Here is an 18,774-nt window from a genome sequence, read left to right as displayed (position 1 = left end):
GCGGTGGTCGGCGGCGCGGTGGTGGGGGCCGGGCCGGCGGCCAGCGCCAGCTCGTACGCCCGCTGCGGCACGAACTGGCCGGCCGGCGCGATGCAGCCGTCGGCCTCGCCGGGCAGCTTCACCCAGAGGTACGCGTCGATCGCCGGGTCGCCGGTGGCGGTGGTGCTCGGGGTGCCGATGGCCCGCCCGGCGGGGTCGCACCACTCGGAGCCGGCCGGGCCGTTGCCGTTGCGGCTGGTGTCGACGACCGCCTTGAGCCGGGACACCCCGGTCGCCGCGATCACGGCCTTGGCGTAGGCGACCTCGTCGGCGGTGCGCCGGTAGTTGGAGACGTTGAGCGAGATGCCGTCCGCGCTGTTGGCGATGTCGGCGCCGAGCAGCCGGGAGGCGGCCTCGCCGGGGGAGAGCCACGCGGAGTGCCCGGTGTCGAAGTAGACCCTCGCGGCGGCCGAGCCCGCCTTGAGCTTCTTGCCGGCGTACGCCATGGAGGCCTTCGTCTCGGCCTGCTGGGCGGCGTTCTGGCAGCTGGTCATCAGCGGCAGCACGTCCGGTTCCAGGACGATGGTCGCCGGCCGCCCGGCCAGGCCGGCCGCGACCTGGTCGACCCACTGCCGGTAGGTGGCGTGGTCGGGCGCGCCGCCGCCGCTCGCCCCGCTGCAGTCGCGGTTCGGGATGTTGTAGACGACCAGGATCGGCACCTTGCCGGCGGCCGCCGCCGCGCCGACGAGGGCGTCGACCTCGGACCGTACCGTCGAGGTGTTGGTCCGGGTGAACCAGCGGCCCTGGGGGACGCGCGCGATGCGCTCGGAGATGACGGCGGCCCGGGGGTCGCCGGGGTTGGCGGCGACCCAGGCCGCGGCGGCCGTGGCCGGGTCGACGTAGAAGGCCGAGTCGGCGGCGACGGCGGCGGGAGCTCGGACGATGCCGACGGCGACGGTGGCGGCGACGGTGAGCGCCGCCGCGGCGGCGCCCGCCGCGGCGAGTGCGGGTCTGCTTCTCACGGGATCTCCATTCATCGAGGAGCGTCGCTGGAAGCGCTCCCATGCATCGCCGTCAAACTACGTGCTGACGGCGGCGATGTGAAGGGCCCGCGTCGCGACCCGCGACTTTCCGGCCCGCGTCGCGACCCGCGACTTTCCGGCCCGCGTCGCGACCCGCGACCTTCCGGCCCGGCGCGCCGGCCGCGGGGCGCGGTCTGCGGGGAGAATGGCGGGATGCGCCTGGTGATCACGGCCGACACCCACGTGCCGAAGCGGGCCAGAGACCTGCCGGAGCCGCTCTGGGCGGCGGTCGACGCCGCCGACGTCGTGCTGCACGCGGGGGACTGGGTCGACGAGGCGCTGCTGGACGCCCTGGCCGCCCGGGCCCGCCGCCTCGTGGGGGTGTACGGCAACAACGACGGGCCGGCGCTGCGCGCCCGGCTACCGGAGGTCGCCCGCGTGGAACTCGACGGGCTGCGGGTCGCCGTCGTGCACGAGACCGGCCCGAAGGCCGGGCGGGAGGGTCGCTGCGCGGCCCGCTTCCCCGACGCCGACGTGCTGGTCTTCGGCCACTCGCACATCCCCTGGGACACCGTCGCCCCGGGCGGCCTGCGGCTGCTCAACCCGGGCTCGCCCACCGATCGCCGGGCCCAGCCGCATGCCACGTACCTGACGGCGCGGGTGGCGGCGGGGCGGCTCGACGAGGTCGAGCTGCACCGCCTGCCGCCGCGCCGCCCGACCGGTCACTGACCGCGGCCGGTCTCCTCCTGGAGCTGGTCGATCCGCTTCGAGGCCTCCGCCTTGGTCAGGCCCTCCGGCGGCTCCTCGCCGGCCTCCCGGGCCAGGGTCGCCAGGTAGGACTCCTGGGCGGCGGTCGGCGGCTCCTCGCCGGTGACCCACTCGTCCGGGTCCTTGATGGCGCCCTGCGGGTTGGCCTGGCTGCTGGTGCGGTCCGTCATGGTCTCCACCTTCCTTCGAACAGACGTGCCAATACCCCGTGCGGCACCGATCCATGCGCCTCTCCGGCGCGTCGTGCGCGCCGCGCGTCTGCGCCGTCCGGGCGACGCGCACGCGCATACGATCACCGGGTGAGTGCGCAGGAGCGGGCGGGTGTGGTGGTGGCCGGCGCGGGCATCGCCGGGGTGGCGTGCGCGACGGAGCTGGTCCGCGCCGGCATCTCGGTGGAGATCCGGGAGCGCGCCCGGGTGCCCGGCGGCCGGATGGCCAGCCGCCGCTTCGACGGCCGGCCGGCCGACACCGGCGCCGCGTACTTCACGGTCAGCGATCCCGACTTCGCCGAGGTCGCCGAGGGGTGGCGGTCGGCCGGCCTGGCCCGCGAGTGGACCGACACCTTCGTCGCGTACGGCGCCGACGGCCGGCGCGAGGCGCCCGGCCCGATGCGCTGGGCGGCGCCCCGGGGACTGCGGTCGCTGGTGGAGCACCTGGCCCGGGAGTTGCCGGTGACCGTGGACCGGCTCGTGCTCGGCGTCGAGCCGGGGCCGGTGGTGGACGGGCGCCCCTGTGAGGCGGTCGTGCTCGCCATGCCGGGGCCGCAGGCGGCCCTGCTGCTCGACCCGGCCCTGGCCGCCGCCACCCGGGCCACGCAGGCCCAACGCTGGACGCCGTCCCTGGCCGGGGTGCTGCGTTTCCCGGCCCGCCGGTGGGTCACCTTCCGGGGCGCGTTCGTCAACGACCATCCGCTGCTGAACCTCGTCTGCGACGACGGCGACCGCCGCGGCGACGGCGCGCCGGTGCTGGTCGCCCACACCACGCCCGAGTTCGCCGCCGGCCACCTCGCCCAGCCCACCGGCGCCGGTCCGGCGATCGAGGAGGCCGTCCGGGACCTGCTGGGGCTGCCCGAGCCGGCGGAACACGTGCACGTGCACCGCTGGACCTACGCGAAGCCGACCGCCGGCCCGGACGGGACGTACCACCTCGACGCCGACGGCGTCGGGCTGGCCGGCGACGCCTTCGGCAAGCCCCGGGTGCAGAGCGCCTGGCGCTCCGGCCGCGACCTCGGCCGTGCCCTCGTCGCCCGCCTCGGCGAGGGATGAGGAAGGGCGCCGCGGGCCGGGCGGTCAGCCTGCCGCGGTGACCGGCTCGCCGGCGCGGCGGCGTTCGGACGGGTCGGAGGTGCGTTCCCCCGCCCGGTCCAGCAACTGCATGACCGGGGTCGCCGCGATGCCGTGCACCACCACCGAGACGATCACCACGAGGCCGACGGTCGCCCAGATCAGGTCCGCCTGCGGAAAGTCGGTCTTCGCGGTCGCGTACGCGACGTAGAAGAACGAGCCGACGCCCCGGATGCCGAACAGGGCGATCACCCAGTGCTCGGCCGGCCGCCCGGGCGCCCCCCGCAGCGACAGCCAGCCGACCAGTGGGCGGACCACGAAGACCAGCGCCAGTCCGACCGCGGCGGCCGGCCAGGTCAGCGGCCCCAGCAGGCCGCCCACCACGGCGCCGCCGAAGAGCAGCAGCAACAGTACGGTGAGCAGCCGCTCGACCTGCTCGGCGAAGCCGTGCAGCACGGAGTGGAACTCGTGGGTGCGCTCGGCGGCCCGGATCGCCCGCGCGGCCACGAAGACCGCCAGGAAGCCGTACCCGCTGACGAGTTCCACCAGCCCGTACGCCAGGAAGGTCGCGGCCAGCGCGAGGAAGCCCTCGGAGTGCCGGGCCAGCCGCAGCTTGTCCGGGGCCCGGAAGAAGAGCTTGCCGAGCAGCCAGCCGATCGCCCACCCGCCCGCCACCCCGGCCGCGACCTTCCAGAGCACGTCCACGCCGAGCCAGCGGCCCAGCCAGTCGCCGGGGGCCAGGCTGGTGGTGGCGATGGCGATGGCCGCGTACACGAAGGGGAAGGCCAGCCCGTCGTTCAGCCCGGCCTCGGAGGTGAGGGCGAAGCGGACCTCGTCCTCGGAGTCCTCGACGTCGGTGGGCTCGCCGACCTGCACGTCGGCGGCGAGCACCGGATCGGTCGGGGCGAGGGCCGCCCCCAGCAGCAGCGCGGCGGCCGGCACCAACCCGGCCCACCACCACCCGAGCAGCGCCACCGCCACGATGCACAGCGGCATGGCGATGGCCAGCAGCCGCCAGGTCGACGACCAACGGGCCCAGCTCAACGGCCGGTCGATCTTCAGCCCGGCGCCCATCAGCGCGACGATGACACCGATCTCGGTGAGGTGGGTGGCGACCTCCGGATACGCGAGCGGATCAGGGTTCGGCAGCCCGACGGGGAGGAGGAAGACCAGCATCCCCAGCCCCAGGAAGGCGATCGGCATGGACAGCGGCCGGCGTTCGAGCACCCGGGGCAGGATCCCCGCCAGCAGCGCGCCCAGACCGACCACCGCGAACGCCACGTCCATCGGCTCCACGACCCCACCTCTCCGCCTCGCCCACGGCGTGCGGGCAGGTGGTGCAAGTCCTTGCCCCCGGAAGACTTCTCGTATTCCTGTCCCGGGCGACGGAACCGGCGCGGGTCACCTCACCCCGGTGGTGACCGGCGAGTCGTCGAGGGTGGCGAGCAGCGCGGCGGGGTCCTCGTAGACGGCCACCGCGCCGGCCCCGGCCAGCTCGCCCCGGCTGGTGCCGCCGCAGGTCAGACCGACGCAGGGGATGTCCAGCTCGCCGGCGGCGGCGACGTCCCACACCGAGTCGCCGACGAAGACCACGCGTTCGGCGGCGAGCCCGGACTGCTCCAGCGCGGCGATCAGGATGTCCGGCGCCGGCTTGCTCTCCCGCGCGTCCGCCGAGCAGGTGACGGTGTGGATGACGTCGTCGGCGGCCAGCGCCCGGCGCAGCGCGGCCACCTCGTGCTCGGCGGCGGAGGTGGCCAGCACCACCCGCAGCCCCCGCTCCGCGCAGGCCCGCAGCAGGTCGGCGGCGCGGGGCAGCGGAACCAGCCGCTCCCAGTACTCGGCGAAGAGGGTGTCGTGGGCGTCGCGCAGCTGCTGGTCGGCGCTCCGGTCGCGCTCCGGGCCGAGCAGGTGGTCGAGCAGCTTGTCCGAGCCCATCCCGATGGCGCGGTGGATCGTCGCCATGGGCACGGGCCGGTCGGTCTGGCGCAGCGCCTCCCACCAGCTCACGGTGTGCAGGTAGGTGGTGTCGACCAGGGTGCCGTCCACGTCGAAGAGGACACCGGCGGGCTTGTCTGTGGGCATGTCGTCCTCCTACCCCGTCCCGCCCGGGCTGACGCTCCCGCTCACCCCTGCGGAATCAGGATCTCGAACCAGACCGTCGAGCCGCGTACGGTCGGGTCCGTTCCCCAGGCGTCGCTCAGCTCCTCGATCAGCCCGAGCCCCCGACCCCGGCTGCTGAGCGTGTCGGTCTGCGCGCGGGTCACCGTGCCCCGGGTGCCCGAGTCGGCCACCGACACCAGCAGCCGCTCCGGGCTGAGGTCGATCTCCACCCGGGCGGCGGTGCCGGCGTGCAGCAGGGCGTTGGTGGTCAGCTCGCTGGTGCAGAGCACCGCCGCGCCTATGATCGACTCGGGCACCTGCCACTCCGTGAGCTGCGCGGTCATCCAGTGCCGCACCCGGCTCGGCGCGGTCGGCTCGGCCGGCACCTCCATGCCCGTCGACCGGGACGGGCGCAGCGCGTGCTCCACCGCCAGCACCGCGACGTCGTCCTCGGTGGCGCCGGGCACCGCCGCGGTGGCCACCGCGCACAACGCGCGGGGATCGCCGCTGCCCGCGCCGGCCACGGCGGCGGCCAGGGCGTCCAGGCCGGTCGTCAGGTCCTGCCAGCGCCGCTCCACCACACCGTCGCTGAACAGCAGCAGCGTCTCGCCCGGGGCGAAGGGCACCGTGACGGTGCGCGGCCGGCAGCCCAGCCCCAGCGGGGCGCCCGCGGGCACGTCGAGGTACTCGGCGACCGGGTCGCCGCCGGGGGCGCACCGGCGGATCAGCGGGGCGGGGTGACCGGCGCTGGCCAGGGTGAGCCGCTGCCGGTCGGCGTCGACGACCCCGAAGACCACCGTCACGAACAGCTCGTGCGTGTCGCCCTCGGCGCCCAGGCTGGTGACCAACCGGTCGAGCCCGGCCAGCACGGCGTCGGGACGGGGGTCCGTCAGCGCCAGCGCCCGCAGCGCCGCGCGGACCTGGCCCATCCGGGCCGCGGCCTGCACGTCGTGGCCGGCGACGTCGCCGAGCACGATCCCCAGGCCGCCGTCGGGCAGCAGGAAGGCGTCGTAGAAGTCCCCGCCGGCGGCGTTGCCGTCGACGCCCGGGTCGTAGCGGGCGGCGATCCGCATCCGGGGCAGGTCGGGCAGGTGCTCCGGCAGCATGCTGCGTTGCAGCAGCTGGGCCGTGCCGTGCTGGGTCTCGAACCGGCGGGCCCGCTCGGCGGCCTGGCCGACCAGCTCGGCCGAGGCGGCCAGCAGCGCGCGCCGGGCGGCCGACCAGACGTGCGGGACCTGGTAGCCGACCGTGAGCCCGCCGCGCACCACCGAGGCCCGCAGCGGCACCGCCGCGAGCGAGCGGACCTTCTGGTCGTGCCGGTCCACCGCGATCTCCCGCAGCGGCTGGCCGTCGTCGACGAAGTGCGGCACGCCGCTGCGGGCGACGGTCACCACCGGCCCCAGCCCGTCCGGCGGGACGCGCCGCCACAGCGGGGGGAGGCGCTCGTCGGCCTCGTCCATCAGCTCGCCGCGGATGCGCCGGACCATCCGCCAGCCGCCGCCGCCCTCGTCGACGGCGAACGAGACCCGGTCGGCGTCGAACGCCGTGATCGTGTAGCGCAGCGCGACCCGGGCCACGTCGTCCAGGGTGAGGGTGCCGGCGAGCGCCGCGGCGAAGTCGCTGAGGCTCTGCAACTGCTGCGTGACCTGGGCGGTCTCCGCGATCACGGTCAGCACGCCGACGATCTGCCCGGAACCGTTCCGCACGGGGGAGTAGCCGCGGGTGAAGACCCCCTGCTCGACGATGCCGGAGCGTCGGTGCAGGGCGACGGGGGCCTCCATCTCCAGGAACGGCTCGCCCGTGCGGTAGGTGCGCCGGAGGACGTCGCCGACGCCGGGCAGCGGCCAGGACTCCGCGAACACCTCGGCCGCCGGCCGGCCCACCGCGTCGGGGTGCCGGTCGCCGATCAGCTCCGCGTACGCGTCGTTGTAGACGAGCAGGTGCTCGTCGCCCAGGGTGAGAGCCATCGGCACGGGCGAGGCGAGGAGCAACTCGGTGGCGCCCCGGACCGCCGGATCCCACGTCGCCCAGGGGCCGAGCGGGGTGCCACCCCAGTCGTGGCGGGGGACGACGGCCGCCATGCCCGACGCGGAGGGCGTTCCCGAGACCGGGGCTGGTGGGTTCGGGACCCGTCCGACCGTTCCTGGCATGACCGCAGCCTAGCGGGAGGCCCCGTCGCCTGTTTCCGATCATGCCCCGCCCGTCGTGAGGGCCGAACGGTTCGGGCAGGTCAGGACTGTTCTGAGGTGACATGTCGGAAAAAGTTCGGGGACTCCGACGGCGTGCCGCGTCGGTGACCGGGTAAGCGCGCGGCGCAGTCCATGCGACAGGAGGGACATCATGCCGGAAAGCCTCGCGGTCAGGCAGGTCGACATCGGCGACGCCGTGGCCGACATGTGGAGGTCGGTGCTGCTGTTCATACCGCGGGCCATCGCGTTCATCGCGATCCTCGTGGTCGGATGGCTCATCGCCAGAGCCGTGCTCAAGATCGTCGACGCGGCGCTGGAACGGGTCGGCTTCGACAGGGCGGTGGAACGGGGCGGCATCAAGCGCGCGCTGGAACGCACCAAGTACGACGCCAGCGACATCCTGGCGAAGCTGGCGTACTACGCCGTACTGCTGTTCACCCTGCAGTTCGCCTTCGGGGTGTGGGGACCCAACGCGATCAGTGACCTGATCAGCGGCGTGGTCGCCTGGCTGCCACGCGCCTTCGTGGCGATCGTCATCGTCGTCGTGGCCGCCGCGATCGCCAACGCCGTACGGGATCTGGTCACCGGGGCGCTGGGCGGGCTCGCGTACGGCAAGATCCTCGCCGACCTGGTGGCGGTCTTCATCCTCGCGCTGGGTGTGATCGCCGCGCTGAACCAGGTGGGCATCGCCACCACGGTGACGACGCCGGTGCTGATCGCGGTGCTCGCCACCGTGGCCGGCATCCTGATCATCGGTGTCGGCGGTGGCCTGGTGAGGCCGATGCAGAACCGCTGGGAAGGCTGGCTGAACCGGATGGCCGAGGAGTCGCGGGCGGTGCAGGAGCACCGCCGGGCCCGGGACGCCGGCCAGAGCGACGTCGGCCGGCAGATGGCCGACCGGACGGCGGCCGAGCGCACCGAGGTCATGCCCCGCGGGCAGGGGGCCACGACGGCCGGCGGGCGCGGCACCTACCAGTCGGGCAACGTGGGCGACGAGACCCAGCAGTTCCGCCGTTGACCGGGCCGTGAGCCAGGACGGGAGGGGTGTCCGCGCACGTACGGGCGCCCCTCCGGCGTGTCCGGCGGAGGTTCGGGCCCCGCGCGCCGGGCTTCGGCGTGTGGGGGTGCACCCGGCGGAACCGCCGGTCAGACCGGCGGGAGCGGGGCGGTCGCCGGGGCCCCGAGCGAGCGGGTCAGCGCGCAGACCGCGAGCAGCCGGGTGAGCAGCCAGTCCGGCGCGGACCAGTCCACCGGCGCCGCCGGCGGCTGCCAGCCGTGCTCCAGCGCGGCGGCGCGGACGCCCTCCGCGTAGCCGGCGAGCGCGGCGGCGCTCAGCGGCCGGCGGTCGCCGTCCAGGCTCTCCCGCACCGCCGCGGCGTGCTGGTCGACCAGGGCGAGCAGGCCCGGCCGCGCGGCGGCGGCGGCCAGCCCCTCGGCGCCGACGGAGGCGGACAGGAGGGCGAGGGTGGCTCGCGCCGAGCTGGCGGCGGAACGGGCCTCGACCCGGGTGAACGGCACACGCATGGTGACCGAGGCTATCCGGCCGATCCCGGGGCCGACCTCGGCCACTCGGCGGGTTTTTGACCCTCCCCCGAACGGTCAGCGGGCGGCGCGGGGATTGACCCGACGCGGACGGGGCAGGAAGGAGAACCGCCCGGACGGGCACAGCCGACATCTGGAGGAACGGATGGGACGACACGGGGACGGGCCGGACGAGCGGCACCGCAGGCCAGCCGGGGTCAGCGACGAGACGGTGGCGGCGCTCGGCAAGCTCAGCGAGGCGCTGGAGTGCGTCGAGCGGGTGCGCGGCCACCTCTACTCGCTGCACCAGTTGGTGGGGCACGCCGACCTGATGCTCGACGACGCCGTGGAGATGTTCCGCGCCGCCGGGCACGACGGGATCGCCGACCGCATCGACACCGACCTGCTGGGCCGCAACGTCATCGCCGGACGGTGGACGTTCCAGATCGTCGAGGACTTCGACGACGGCTACTACGCCCTCTTCCGCGACCTCGACCGGGCGGCCCGGGAGGAGCTGGTCGGCGGGCGCCGGCACCTCTACGAGGCGGAGATGAAGGAGCGGCGGCGCAGCCGGGGCCGCCCCGGACACGAGGCGCGCCCCGACGCCGAGGGCTAGGTGCCCCGCACCCCGTGGGGCGCCGGGCGGCGAGGGGCGGCGCCGGCTGCCGCGTCAGTCCGTCGAGCGGGCGTCCGCCGGGCGGCGCCGGGCCGCGTCGTCGGCGATGATCACGGTCGCCACCATCAGCGCGACGCAGAGGCTGAACAACCAGGAGTCGTCCGAGACCAGCTTGGCGGAAAGGGGAGCCTGGAGCGCGGCGAGGAGGAAGCCGAGCCATGCCAGGCGGCGCTGACGCGTGGAGAGGATGCCGGAGCCCTGATGCATCCCGAAAGTCTTGCGCGCGACCCGGGGCTTGCCGTCAGCCGAACGGCCGATTCTGGATGAGCTGTCCGTTTCCCTGCCCGTCCGGACCGTAATCTTCGTCCCACCGGGGGAGGCCGGGTGGCGCCGCCGTCGACGGGGGGCAGGATGGTCCTCCGTGTCCACCGCCCCGCCCCGCGCCTCGCTGCTCCTGCTGGCCTACCTCGCCTTCGTCAGTCTCGGCCTGCCCGACGGCCTGATCGGGGTGGGCTGGCCCTCGATCCGGGCCGACTTCGGCGTGCCCACCGAGGCCGTCGGCCTCGTGCTCACCGCGGGCACCGCCGGCTACCTGACCTCCAGCGTGCTGGCCGGCTTCACCCTGGCCCGGCTCGGCGTCGGCTGGCTGCTCGCCGGCAGCACGCTGTTGGCCAGCCTCGCGCTCACCGGCTACGCGCTGAGCCCCGGGCTCGCCCTGATGGTGGGCTGCGCGCTGGTGCTCGGCCTGGGCTCCGGGGCGATCGACTCCGGCCTGAACGCGTACGCGGCGGGCGCCTTCGGCCCCCGGCACATGAACTGGATGCACGCGTTCTTCGGCCTCGGCGTGGCGCTCGGGCCGCTGATCATGACCGGTGCGCTCAGTGCCGGGCTCTCCTGGCGCTGGGGCTACGGCCTGGTGGCGGGGGCCCAGCTCGCGCTGGCCGCCGCGTTCGCGCTGACCGTCCGCGCGTGGCGGGACCGCGCCCCGGTCCGCGCGCCCGCCGGGTCCGCGCAGGATGCGGCCACCGTCGCCCCGCCGACCGCTGTGCCGGTACGCGAGACGCTCCGTCTGCCGGCGGTCTGGCTCGGCGCGTCGGCCTTCGTCGTCTACGTGGCCATCGAGGTGGCCGCCGGGCTCTGGGCGTTCCTGCTGCTGACCGAGGGACGCGGTCTCGGCGCGGCCGTCGCCGGCGTCTGCGTCTCGGGCTACTGGGGGAGCCTGTTCGTCGGGCGCGTCGTGCAGGGTGTCGTCGCCGAGCGGCTGAGCGCTGCCGCGGTGCTGCGCGGCAGCCTCGTGGCGATGGCGGCCGGCGCCGTCCTGATCGCGCTGCCCGCGCCGGCCTGGGTGGCCGTGGCCGGGCTGTTCGTCGTCGGCTTCGCCGCCGCCCCGGTCTTCCCGCTGCTCACCCTCACCACCGCCGACCGGGTCGGCGCGGCGCACGCGGACCGGACCATCGGGCTCCAGATCGGCGCGGCCGGGCTGGGCGCCGCGCTGGTGCCGGCCGGGATCGGGGTACTGCTCGGCAACACCTCGGTCGAGCTGCTCGGGCCGGCGCTGGTCGTGCTCGCGCTGGGCCTGATCGCCCTGCACGCCGCCACCACCCGCCGGCCGGCCTCGACGCCCGGCTGAACGGCGCGGCTCACATCGAGTCGGGCCCGGTCCGGCCGGTCGTGGAGGGCCGGTACGCGCGGTCGGGGTCGGTCGGCTCCCGGCCCGTCCCGGCGGCCTGCCCGCCCCGGTCGGCGGCCTCGGGGCCGTGCCCGAAGGCCGCCTCCTCGCCGGCGTCGTTCGCCGTCACGTCGTCGGCCTGGCCGTCCAGGGTCGAACGCGCGACGGCCCGGTCCAGTTCCCGCAGTGGAGTCCGTTCCTCGTCCCGCCACACCTTGTCGTCGTCCGTCATACCCCTCGCGGTACCCCGGCCCGGTGCCGGCAAACGACGATGGCCGCCGGGGAAGCCGGCGGCCATCGGAGGTTCACACCCGGGGGGTGGGAGATCAGGGCTGCGGACGGTCGACCTTGCCGCGCCAGGCGCCGGTCTCCTGACCGCGCCGCTCGATGAACTGCTTGAACCGCTCCAGGTCGCCCTTCGCGCGCCGGTCGACGATGCCGAGCTTGTCGCCGGCCTGCTCGACCACGCCGTGCGGCTCGAACTCGAGCTGGAGCATGACCCGGGTGGTGTTCTCGTCCAGCCGGTGGAAGGTCACCACGCCGGCCTGGTGGGTGCCGCCCGTCGAGCGCCAGGCGACCCGCTCGTCCGGAAGCTGCTCGGTGATCTCGGCGTCGAACTCCCGCTTCACCCCGGCGATCTCCACCGTCCAGTGGGTCATCGTATCCGTCAGCTGCCGGACCTCCTGCACCCCCTCCATGAACTGGGGGAAGTCCTCGAACTGGGTCCACTGGTCGTACGCGGTGCGCACCGGGACGGAGACGTCCACGTGTTCGGTAACGCCACTCATCAGGCATCCTCCTTCGTCCGCCGGTGACGGGCCGGATCGTGCGGGGATCCGGTCACCAACGGGTCGTCTCGTTCTTGTGGCCGAGCGCCGCCCACACCTCGGAGATCGTCTGGTAGCGGGTGCCCTCGGGCAGCCGCTCCAGTTCGGCGACGATGTCCGCCGGCGCCTCGTTGTCGCGCGCGTTGGCGATCAGCGTCTCCCGGTCACCGGGCAGGGCGGCCATCGTGATGAACCTGCCGAGCCGGCTGCGTCGCTCGACGTCCTCGGAGCTCATCCCCTTGGGCGCGCCCGTACGCAGTTCGCCGGCCGGGGCCGTGGTCGGCTCCGGCTGGTCCTCACCCGCCGGTTCCGGCACACGGGACTCGTCGACCCGCGAGCCGCCGGTCCCCGGCCCCTGCACGAGGCCGCTGACCTCCCGGCTCATCTGCTCGTCGACCCTCGGTCCGTGCTTGCTGCTGCCACGTTCCATGCCTTCTGCGCTACCCGGTGGCACCGGCGGTAAACGGGCGGGCCGGCGGCGCGGTCGGTAAACCCGCGCGCCTCAGGTGGCGGCGGGCGTCTTCGGGGGCAGGACCGGCTCCTCGGCGTCCGGCTCGCCGGCCTGGAGCACCCGGCCGCGCTGGAGTTCCGCGTTGATCTGCACGCCGAGCATCAGCGCCGAGTTGGACAGGTAGAGCCAGACCAGGAACGCGATCACCGCCCCGAGGCTGCCGTAGGTGGCGTCGTACGAGCCGAAGTTGGCCACGTAGAGGCCGAAGCCGAAGGAGGCGAGTCCCCAGGCGAGCAGGGCGACCGCGCCGCCCGGGGTGAGCCAGCGGAACCGGGGCTGCCGGACGTTCGGCGCGATCCAGAACAGCAGGCTCAGCAGCACCATCATGACCAGCGCGAGAACCGGCCACTTGGCGACGCTCCACGCCGTACGCGCCAGCCCGCCGGCGTTGATCAGGTCGCCGACCGCGTCGGTGACCGGCCCGCTGACGATCAGCCCGGCGGCGACGACCGCCAGCAGCACCAGCGAGATCGCCGCCAGGCCGATCTGCATCGGCCGCAGCTTCCAGACCGGCCGCCCCTCCTCGACCCCGTAGACGGCGTTGGAGGCGCGGGTGAACGCCCCGATGAAGCCGGAGGCCGACCAGAGCGCACCGAGCAGACCGAAGCTGAGCAGCACGCTGGCCGAGTCGTTCTGGTCCACCACGCCCCGCACGACGCCGACGAAGCCCTCGTTGGCCACCACCGAGCCGGCGCCCATGTCCCGGGCCAGGTCCAACACGGTGTCGACGGTCTGCTCGCCGTTGGACACCAGCCCGACCAGGGCGACCACCACGATCGTGGAGGGGAAGAGCGCGAGCACCCCGTAGTAGGTCAGCGCCGCGGCCCAGTCCGCGCAGTTGTCCTTGACAAAGTTGCGCACGCTGCGCACCAGCACCCCGCGCCACGTCCGCCAGCTCAGCTGGCGTACCCGGCGGGGGAGCCGCAGTCGCCGCTCCCCGCTGAGTGCCGCGCCGGGTTCCGTCGTCGTCATGGCCCGCTCCCTGTGCCCCGCCGGCCGCCGGACGACCAGATGCATCCGGCTTCGCCTGGCCCCGCCGGTACCCCTGGCCGGAAATCGACAAACCCGACCTCCGGTTTGCCGACCGGAGGCGGGGGAACGGTCAAGGGGAACCCATCGACGCGGAGGAGGACGAGATGCCCGGGCGCGAGGTACTGCCCAGCACGCTGCGACGCTCCCCGAAGAAGGCGCAGCGCACCTGGGAGAAGACGCACGACTCGGCCGTGGAGACGTACGGCGAGGGGGAACGGGCGCACCGCACCGCCTTCGCCGCCGTGAAGCACGAGTTCGAGAAGGTGGGCGACCACTGGGAGCCCAAGGGCCGCAAGGGCCCGAGCGACCGCCAGGCGGCCGGTGGCGGACCGGAGCGCCGGGCGCCCACCGCCGCCGGGGTGGACGCCAACGCCACCAAGGACCACCTGATGAAGGTGGCCCGCAAGCTGGACGTGCCCGGCCGGTCGAGCATGACCAAGCCCGAACTGGTCAAGGCCATCGAGAAGGCGAACAACCGCCAGACCGCCAAGGCCCGCGGCCGCTGAGGCCGTCATCGGGTACGCCACGCAGAGGCTGTCCGCGCGCGGACAGCCTCTGCGCGTGCGTCACCAGTGGCCGCCGCCGGGCGCCTCGATGTGCACCGCCTTCGTCGCGGTGAACTCGTCCAGCAGTTCCGGGCCGTAGCCGTAGCCGTGTCCGCTGCCCCGGCGCGGGTGCGCGGCACCGCCCGGCGCCCCGCCGAACACCGCGTTGACCTTCACGGTGCCCACCGGCAGCTCCCGCCAGGCGCGCTGGGCGTGGCTCATCGATCCGGTCAGCACGGTCGCGGCCAGCCCGTACGGGGAGTCGGCGGCGCACCGCAGCGCCTCGGAGAACGAGTCGACGGCGACGATCGCGGCGACCGGCCCGAACGTCTCCTCGCGTACCACCGTCATGTCGTGCCGGCAGTCGGTCAGCACGGTCGCCGGGTAGAACGCCCCCGGCCCGTCGGGCAGCGTGCCGCCGGCGCGGATCCGCGCGCCCTCCGCGACCGCCGCGGTCACCTGCCCGTGCACGTGGTCGCGGTGCCGCCGGTCCACCAGCGGCCCCAGTTCGGTGCGCGGGTCGCCGCCCGGGCCCACCCGCAGCTGCGCGGCCCGCTCCACCAACGCCTGCGTGAAGTCCTCCGCGACGTCGCGGTGCGCGTAGATCCGCTCCACCGCGACGCAGATCTGCCCCGCGTTGGCGAACGCGCCGAGGGCCGCCTGCCCGGCCGCCCACACCGGGTCGACGTCGCCGTCCACGACGAGCGGGTCGCTGCCGCCGTTCTCCAGCAGCAGCTTCGCCCCGGTCCGCGCCGCGGCGGCCGCGATGGCCCGCCCGGTGGCGGTGGAGCCGACGTGGGCGACGACGTCCACCTCCTGCGAGGCCAGCGCGGCGCCGACCTCCGGGCCCCCGGTCAGCAGCGACAGCACCCCGGGCGGCAGCGCGGAGTCGAGCGCCTTCGCCAGCAGCCAGCCGGTCGCCGGGGCGCGCTCGCTCGGCTTGTGCAGCACCACGTTGCCGGTGACCAGGGCCGCGCCGAGCAGGCCGCAGGAGACCGCCACCGGGTCGTTCCACGGGGTGATCGCGGCGACCACCCCGCGCGGCTGCGGCGTCATGAAGTCGAGGGCGTGGGTGCCGCCGTGCAGGGTGCGCCCGCCGCGCACCGGGGCCAGCTCCGCGTACTGTCGCAGCGTGCCGATCCCCGCCTCCACGCCGCCCCTGGCGTCCGACAGGGGCTTGCCCATCTCGGCCGTCGTCGCGCGGGCCAGGTCGTCGGCCGCCGCCGCCACGGCGTCCGCCGCCCGGTGCAGGGCCGCCGCCCGTTCCGCGGGGGCGGTCGCCGCCCACTCCGCCGCGACGCCGCGCGTCGCCTCCACCGCCTTGCCGACCTCGTCGGCCGTCGCCACCGGCGCCGAGGTGACCGGGGAGCCGTCGGCCGGATCGTGTACGACCAGCTCGCCACCCTCGCCGCCCGCGCCCCACACTCCGCCTATGAGCTGCGCAACCGTGTACATGGCAGTGCATGCCCCGGCCCCGGCGCGACAAACGCGTTTCGCCCGGTTGTCGGCCGGGTAGGCGGATCGGATGAGTTCCCCCGGCGCGGAGAGCGCGGACGCCGTCGTCGTCGGAGCCGGCCACAACGGCCTGGTGGCCGCCAACCTGCTGGCCGACGCCGGCTGGGACGTGCTGGTGCTGGAGGCCACGGCCACCCCGGGCGGGGCGGTGCGGTCCGCCGAGGTGACCGCCCCCGGCTACCTGAGCGACCTCTACAGCTCCTTCTACCCCCTCGGCTACGCCTCCCCGGTGCTGCGCGGGCTGGGGCTCGACCGTTACGGGCTGCGCTGGCGGCACTCCCCGGACGTGCTGGCCCACCTGCTGCCCGACGGACGGGCGGCGGTGCTCAACCGCGATCCGGAGGCCACCGCGGCCTCGCTGGAGGCGTTCGCGCCGGGCGACGGCAAGCGCTGGCTGCACGCGTACGACGACTGGCGCCAGGTGGCCGAGCCGATGCTGGAGACCATCACCACGCCGTTCCCGCCGGTGCGCGGGGGCCTGACCCTGCTGCGCCGGCTGCGGGTGTCGGGGGCGTTGCGGCTGGCCCGGCGCCTGGTGGTGCCGGTACGCAAGCTCGGCGACGAACTCTTCGAGGGCGAGGGAGGCCCGGCGTTGCTGGCCGGCTGCGCCCTGCACACCGACCTGTCGCCCGAGGAGGCCGGTTCGGGCGTGTACGGCTGGCTGCTCGCCATGCTCGGCCAGCAGGTCGGCTGGCCGGTGCCCGACGGCGGCGCACAGAAGATCACCGACGCGCTGGTGGCCCGGCTGACCGAGCGCGGCGGCCGGATCCTCTACGGCGCACACGTCGACCGGGTGCTGACCGCGCGCGGCCGGGCGATGGGCGTGCGTACCGTCGGCGGCTCCCTCTGGCGGGCACGCCGGGCGGTGCTCGCCGACGTCCCCGCGCCCGCCCTCTACCTGGACCTGGTCGGCGCGGCGGCGCTGCCGCCCCGGCTGGTGGAGGACCTGGCGCACTTCCGTTGGGACGGCTCGACGCTCAAGGTGGACTGGGCGCTGTCGGCCCCCGTGCCGTGGACCAACCGGGCGGTCGCCACCGCCGGTACGGTGCACCTGGGCGCGGACCTGAACGGGCTGACCAGCTACGCCGCCGCGTTGGCCCGTCAGGAGGTACCGAGCGACCCGTTCCTGCTGCTGGGCCAGATGTCGGTGGCCGACCCCAGCCACTCGCCGCCGGGCACCGAGTCGCTCTGGTCGTACACCCACCTGCCGTTCCGCCGGCAGTGGCGGGCCGAGGAGATCGCCGCGCACGTCGAGCGGATGGAGAAGGTGCTGGAGGAGGCCGCGCCGGGCTTCCGCAGCCTGATCGTGGGACGGCACGTGGCCGGGCCGGCCGACCTGGAGGCGGGCGACCCGAGCCTGGTCGGCGGCGCGCTCGGCGGCGGCACCGCTGCCGCGTACCAGCAGCTGTTCCTGCGCCCGATCCCCGGCCTGGGCCGCGCGGACACCCCGGTGGACCGGCTGTTCCTGGCCAGCGCGTCGGCGCACCCGGGCGGCGGGGTGCACGGCGCCCCCGGCGCGAACGCCGCCCGCGCCGCCCTGGCCCGCGACCGCGCCCTCACCGGCCCGCTGTACGCGGCCGGGATCGACGCCGCGCACCGCGCCGTCTACCGCTGACACCGCCGGCGGCGTGCCGGTCCTCGCCCGCTGCCCGACCGGCGTCCCCGGTCCCCGGTCCCCGGTCCCCTGCCTCCGGTCGCCGGCGCCAAGCCGGCCCCGGTCCCTGGCCTCCGGCCGCCGGCGCCAAGCTGGCCCCGGTCGCCGACGTCACCCCGGCCTTGGCCGAAGCCCGCAGGAGGGCTGACCGGCGCGCCCGCCCGTGGGCCGCCGGCGTCATGGACACAATGGCTACTCAGCGTGAGTCTTCTGCGAGCGGGAAGGATCCCTTGCCTCGCCCTTTGCTCTGCAGCCATATACGCAACGGTAGCTATGGGTAACCGTTGGCTAACTTGGGGGCCATGCGACCCCTTGGAAAAACCCAGGTAGGAAAGCTGGTGCGTGCGTGGCTGCAAAGCAAAGGGCCGACGGGGCAGTTCGGACTCGGGCGCGGAGGGTGACTCAGAGTCAGGTCACGTTCCGTAGTCGTGATCGGAGCGACCGGCTGGCCCCGGGAGTGGTGCACTGAGGCCGCCCGGTCAGCTGCTCCGACCAGCCGTCCAGACCAGCCGTTCTGGCCAGCTACGCGCGCCGCGGGCCCTGCCCCCGTCTGTCAGCCCCGCCTCACCGCCAGCCCCGCCCGCCTCACCGCCCGCCCCGCCCGACCCCGTCCGCCCGAACGCGGACGAGCCAGAGCAGGGCGGCAGCGGGGAGCCGACGCGTGCGGGGCAGGCAGGAAGGCGGGACGAGAAGGCGGGACGAGAAGGCGGGGCCGGGTGGGGCCCCGCCGCCGGGCGGGCTCAGCGTTCGATGTTGCGGTGCTTGCTGCGCAGCTTGAACGGCATCAGCGCGCTCTCGATCTTGGTCGCGGTGGTCATCTTGGACGCGCCGTCGCGCCGCTCCTCGAAGCGGATCGGCACCTCCAGGATGGTGTGCCCCAGCTTGGTGGCCAGGTAGTGCATCTCGACCTGGAAGCTGTAGCCGTTGGACTGCACCCGCTCCAGGCCGATGTCGCGCAGCGCGTCCGCCCGCCAGATCTTGAAGCCGGCGGTGAGGTCGCGGATCCGGACCCGCAGCAGGGTGTGCACGTAGAGGTTGGCCCAGCCGCTGAGTGCCCGCCGGTAGAGCGGCCAGTTCTCGTCCAGCTCGCCGCCCGGCACGTACCGGGAGCCGATCACCACGCCGGCCTGGGTGGAGAGCAGCGCGCCGAGCATGCCCGGCAGCGCCTCCGGCGGGTGCGACAGGTCGGCGTCCATCTGCGCCACGTACTCCGCGCCGCCGTCGAGGGCGCGCCCGATGCCGTCCACGTAGGCGCGGCCCAGGCCCTCCTTTCCGGCCCGGTGCACGACCTCGACCCGGTCGGGGTGCTCGATGGCCAGTTTGTCCGCCACCTCACCCGTGCCGTCCGGCGAGTTGTCGTCGGCGACCAGGATCTTCAGGCCCGGCAGCGGCAGGGCCAGCAGCCGCTCGACCAGCACCGGGAGGTTGCCCGCCTCGTTGTAGGTGGGAACCACGACGGTCAGGCGTGCGTCCCGCCACGGCACGGGCAACTGCACGGGTTCGATCATGTCGGACATCCTCGGTCGGCGGACAGGGCTCCCTG

The 18,774-nt window shown here is 74.9% G+C and carries 20 protein-coding genes; 7 read left to right on the top strand and 13 right to left on the bottom strand.

Annotated features, from left to right (window positions below):
• The coding region (locus ACSNN9_RS12630) for a glycoside hydrolase family 6 protein (protein WP_436673232.1) at positions 1-1,001 on the bottom strand (1,001 nt) is incomplete at its 3' end.
• A 213-nt stretch (positions 1,002-1,214) separates the two neighbouring features.
• On the opposite strand from ACSNN9_RS12630, the gene ACSNN9_RS12625 reads away from it, so the two are divergent.
• Entirely contained in the window at positions 1,215-1,730 is a 516-nt protein-coding gene (locus tag ACSNN9_RS12625) for a metallophosphoesterase family protein (protein ID WP_436673231.1), read from the top strand.
• On the opposite strand, the gene ACSNN9_RS12620 is transcribed toward ACSNN9_RS12625, so the two are convergent.
• A complete protein-coding gene (locus ACSNN9_RS12620) occupies positions 1,724-1,939 on the bottom strand; it encodes a DUF3072 domain-containing protein (RefSeq protein ID WP_089001095.1) in 216 nt (71 codons plus the stop codon). The genes ACSNN9_RS12625 and ACSNN9_RS12620 overlap by 7 nt on opposite strands.
• A gap of 153 nt (positions 1,940-2,092) precedes the next feature.
• Between ACSNN9_RS12620 and ACSNN9_RS12615 the strand changes: the two genes are divergently transcribed.
• Positions 2,093-3,034 (top strand): NAD(P)/FAD-dependent oxidoreductase, encoded by a 942-nt coding sequence (locus tag ACSNN9_RS12615; RefSeq protein ID WP_436673235.1) that lies wholly within the window; start codon positions 2,093-2,095, stop codon positions 3,032-3,034.
• Positions 3,035-3,058: 24 nt separating this feature from the next.
• On the opposite strand, the gene ACSNN9_RS12610 is transcribed toward ACSNN9_RS12615, so the two are convergent.
• From ACSNN9_RS12610 to ACSNN9_RS12600, 3 genes are all read right to left on the bottom strand, one after another.
• Positions 3,059-4,348, bottom strand: coding sequence for a cation:proton antiporter (locus ACSNN9_RS12610; RefSeq protein WP_436673230.1), 1,290 nt, complete (start codon positions 4,346-4,348; stop codon positions 3,059-3,061).
• A 105-nt stretch (positions 4,349-4,453) separates the two neighbouring features.
• Positions 4,454-5,134, bottom strand: coding sequence for an HAD family hydrolase (locus tag ACSNN9_RS12605; RefSeq protein WP_436673229.1), 681 nt, complete (start codon positions 5,132-5,134; stop codon positions 4,454-4,456).
• A gap of 41 nt (positions 5,135-5,175) precedes the next feature.
• Positions 5,176-7,302 carry a SpoIIE family protein phosphatase gene (locus ACSNN9_RS12600; protein WP_436673228.1) on the bottom strand — a complete coding sequence of 709 codons (2,127 nt, stop codon included), beginning with the start codon at positions 7,300-7,302 and terminating at the stop codon, positions 5,176-5,178.
• Between the two features lie 190 nt (positions 7,303-7,492).
• Between ACSNN9_RS12600 and ACSNN9_RS12595 the strand changes: the two genes are divergently transcribed.
• Positions 7,493-8,359 (top strand): mechanosensitive ion channel family protein, encoded by an 867-nt coding sequence (locus ACSNN9_RS12595; protein ID WP_436673227.1) that lies wholly within the window; start codon positions 7,493-7,495, stop codon positions 8,357-8,359.
• Positions 8,360-8,487: 128 nt separating this feature from the next.
• On the opposite strand, the gene ACSNN9_RS12590 is transcribed toward ACSNN9_RS12595, so the two are convergent.
• Positions 8,488-8,865, bottom strand: coding sequence for a DUF6401 family natural product biosynthesis protein (locus ACSNN9_RS12590; RefSeq protein WP_436673226.1), 378 nt, complete (start codon positions 8,863-8,865; stop codon positions 8,488-8,490).
• Between the two features lie 163 nt (positions 8,866-9,028).
• Here ACSNN9_RS12590 and ACSNN9_RS12585 point away from each other — a divergent pair, with 163 nt between their 5' ends.
• Positions 9,029-9,478: a hypothetical protein gene (locus ACSNN9_RS12585; RefSeq protein WP_436673225.1), complete on the top strand. Its 450-nt coding sequence runs from the start codon at positions 9,029-9,031 to the stop codon at positions 9,476-9,478.
• A 54-nt stretch (positions 9,479-9,532) separates the two neighbouring features.
• On the opposite strand, the gene ACSNN9_RS12580 is transcribed toward ACSNN9_RS12585, so the two are convergent.
• Positions 9,533-9,745: a hypothetical protein gene (locus ACSNN9_RS12580; protein WP_436673224.1), complete on the bottom strand. Its 213-nt coding sequence runs from the start codon at positions 9,743-9,745 to the stop codon at positions 9,533-9,535.
• Positions 9,746-9,899: 154 nt separating this feature from the next.
• Here ACSNN9_RS12580 and ACSNN9_RS12575 point away from each other — a divergent pair, with 154 nt between their 5' ends.
• Positions 9,900-11,108, top strand: a complete 1,209-nt coding sequence (locus tag ACSNN9_RS12575; RefSeq protein WP_436673223.1) for an MFS transporter — start codon at positions 9,900-9,902, stop codon at positions 11,106-11,108.
• Between the two features lie 10 nt (positions 11,109-11,118).
• On the opposite strand, the gene ACSNN9_RS12570 is transcribed toward ACSNN9_RS12575, so the two are convergent.
• The 4 genes from ACSNN9_RS12570 to ACSNN9_RS12555 all read right to left on the bottom strand — a co-directional run bounded on the left by ACSNN9_RS12570 (position 11,119) and on the right by ACSNN9_RS12555 (position 13,457).
• Entirely contained in the window at positions 11,119-11,379 is a 261-nt protein-coding gene (locus ACSNN9_RS12570; protein ID WP_436673222.1) for a hypothetical protein, read from the bottom strand.
• Between the two features lie 94 nt (positions 11,380-11,473).
• A complete protein-coding gene (locus ACSNN9_RS12565) occupies positions 11,474-11,935 on the bottom strand; it encodes an SRPBCC family protein (RefSeq protein ID WP_436673221.1) in 462 nt (153 codons plus the stop codon).
• A 52-nt stretch (positions 11,936-11,987) separates the two neighbouring features.
• The gene (locus tag ACSNN9_RS12560; RefSeq protein ID WP_132235968.1) at positions 11,988-12,404 is read right to left on the bottom strand and encodes a DUF2795 domain-containing protein; all 417 of its coding nucleotides are present in this window, start codon (positions 12,402-12,404) and stop codon (positions 11,988-11,990) included.
• A gap of 72 nt (positions 12,405-12,476) precedes the next feature.
• Positions 12,477-13,457 carry a YihY/virulence factor BrkB family protein gene (locus ACSNN9_RS12555; protein WP_436673220.1) on the bottom strand — a complete coding sequence of 327 codons (981 nt, stop codon included), beginning with the start codon at positions 13,455-13,457 and terminating at the stop codon, positions 12,477-12,479.
• Positions 13,458-13,621: 164 nt separating this feature from the next.
• On the opposite strand from ACSNN9_RS12555, the gene ACSNN9_RS12550 reads away from it, so the two are divergent.
• On the top strand, positions 13,622-14,023 hold the full coding sequence (locus ACSNN9_RS12550; protein WP_436673219.1) for a ChaB family protein: 402 nt from the start codon (positions 13,622-13,624) through the stop codon (positions 14,021-14,023).
• 60 nt (positions 14,024-14,083) lie between these two features.
• On the opposite strand, the gene ACSNN9_RS12545 is transcribed toward ACSNN9_RS12550, so the two are convergent.
• Positions 14,084-15,517, bottom strand: coding sequence for an aldehyde dehydrogenase family protein (locus tag ACSNN9_RS12545; protein WP_436673218.1), 1,434 nt, complete (start codon positions 15,515-15,517; stop codon positions 14,084-14,086).
• 70 nt (positions 15,518-15,587) lie between these two features.
• Here ACSNN9_RS12545 and ACSNN9_RS12540 point away from each other — a divergent pair, with 70 nt between their 5' ends.
• Complete coding sequence (locus ACSNN9_RS12540) at positions 15,588-17,192, top strand: phytoene desaturase family protein (protein ID WP_436673217.1); 1,605 nt, start codon at positions 15,588-15,590, stop codon at positions 17,190-17,192.
• Between the two features lie 779 nt (positions 17,193-17,971).
• Here the strand turns inward: ACSNN9_RS12540 and ACSNN9_RS12535 are convergent.
• Positions 17,972-18,739 (bottom strand): polyprenol monophosphomannose synthase, encoded by a 768-nt coding sequence (locus tag ACSNN9_RS12535; RefSeq protein ID WP_357878309.1) that lies wholly within the window; start codon positions 18,737-18,739, stop codon positions 17,972-17,974.
• Positions 18,740-18,774: the final 35 nt, after the last annotated feature.

The sequence above is a fragment of the Micromonospora sp. URMC 107 genome (assembly GCF_051386315.1).
Lineage (GTDB): Bacteria > Actinomycetota > Actinomycetes > Mycobacteriales > Micromonosporaceae > Micromonospora.
Note: the sequence above shows the minus strand (reverse complement) of the source record. Positions and strands in the feature narration are given on the sequence as shown.

What these genes read in the sequence shown, in the direction of transcription:
- ACSNN9_RS12625 (WP_436673231.1), top strand. Translation starts at nt 1,215, where the DNA reads ATGCGCCTGGTGATCACGGCCGACACCCACGTGCCGAAGCGGGCCAGA.
- ACSNN9_RS12620 (WP_089001095.1), bottom strand. Translation starts at nt 1,939, where the DNA reads ATGACGGACCGCACCAGCAGCCAGGCCAACCCGCAGGGCGCCATCAAG.
- ACSNN9_RS12605 (WP_436673229.1), bottom strand. Translation starts at nt 5,134, where the DNA reads ATGCCCACAGACAAGCCCGCCGGTGTCCTCTTCGACGTGGACGGCACC.
- ACSNN9_RS12600 (WP_436673228.1), bottom strand. Translation starts at nt 7,302, where the DNA reads ATGCCAGGAACGGTCGGACGGGTCCCGAACCCACCAGCCCCGGTCTCG.
- ACSNN9_RS12595 (WP_436673227.1), top strand. Translation starts at nt 7,493, where the DNA reads ATGCCGGAAAGCCTCGCGGTCAGGCAGGTCGACATCGGCGACGCCGTG.
- ACSNN9_RS12590 (WP_436673226.1), bottom strand. Translation starts at nt 8,865, where the DNA reads ATGCGTGTGCCGTTCACCCGGGTCGAGGCCCGTTCCGCCGCCAGCTCG.
- ACSNN9_RS12585 (WP_436673225.1), top strand. Translation starts at nt 9,029, where the DNA reads ATGGGACGACACGGGGACGGGCCGGACGAGCGGCACCGCAGGCCAGCC.
- ACSNN9_RS12580 (WP_436673224.1), bottom strand. Translation starts at nt 9,745, where the DNA reads ATGCATCAGGGCTCCGGCATCCTCTCCACGCGTCAGCGCCGCCTGGCA.
- ACSNN9_RS12570 (WP_436673222.1), bottom strand. Translation starts at nt 11,379, where the DNA reads ATGACGGACGACGACAAGGTGTGGCGGGACGAGGAACGGACTCCACTG.
- ACSNN9_RS12565 (WP_436673221.1), bottom strand. Translation starts at nt 11,935, where the DNA reads ATGAGTGGCGTTACCGAACACGTGGACGTCTCCGTCCCGGTGCGCACC.
- ACSNN9_RS12560 (WP_132235968.1), bottom strand. Translation starts at nt 12,404, where the DNA reads ATGGAACGTGGCAGCAGCAAGCACGGACCGAGGGTCGACGAGCAGATG.
- ACSNN9_RS12555 (WP_436673220.1), bottom strand. Translation starts at nt 13,457, where the DNA reads ATGACGACGACGGAACCCGGCGCGGCACTCAGCGGGGAGCGGCGACTG.
- ACSNN9_RS12550 (WP_436673219.1), top strand. Translation starts at nt 13,622, where the DNA reads ATGCCCGGGCGCGAGGTACTGCCCAGCACGCTGCGACGCTCCCCGAAG.
- ACSNN9_RS12545 (WP_436673218.1), bottom strand. Translation starts at nt 15,517, where the DNA reads ATGTACACGGTTGCGCAGCTCATAGGCGGAGTGTGGGGCGCGGGCGGC.
- ACSNN9_RS12540 (WP_436673217.1), top strand. Translation starts at nt 15,588, where the DNA reads ATGAGTTCCCCCGGCGCGGAGAGCGCGGACGCCGTCGTCGTCGGAGCC.
- ACSNN9_RS12535 (WP_357878309.1), bottom strand. Translation starts at nt 18,739, where the DNA reads ATGATCGAACCCGTGCAGTTGCCCGTGCCGTGGCGGGACGCACGCCTG.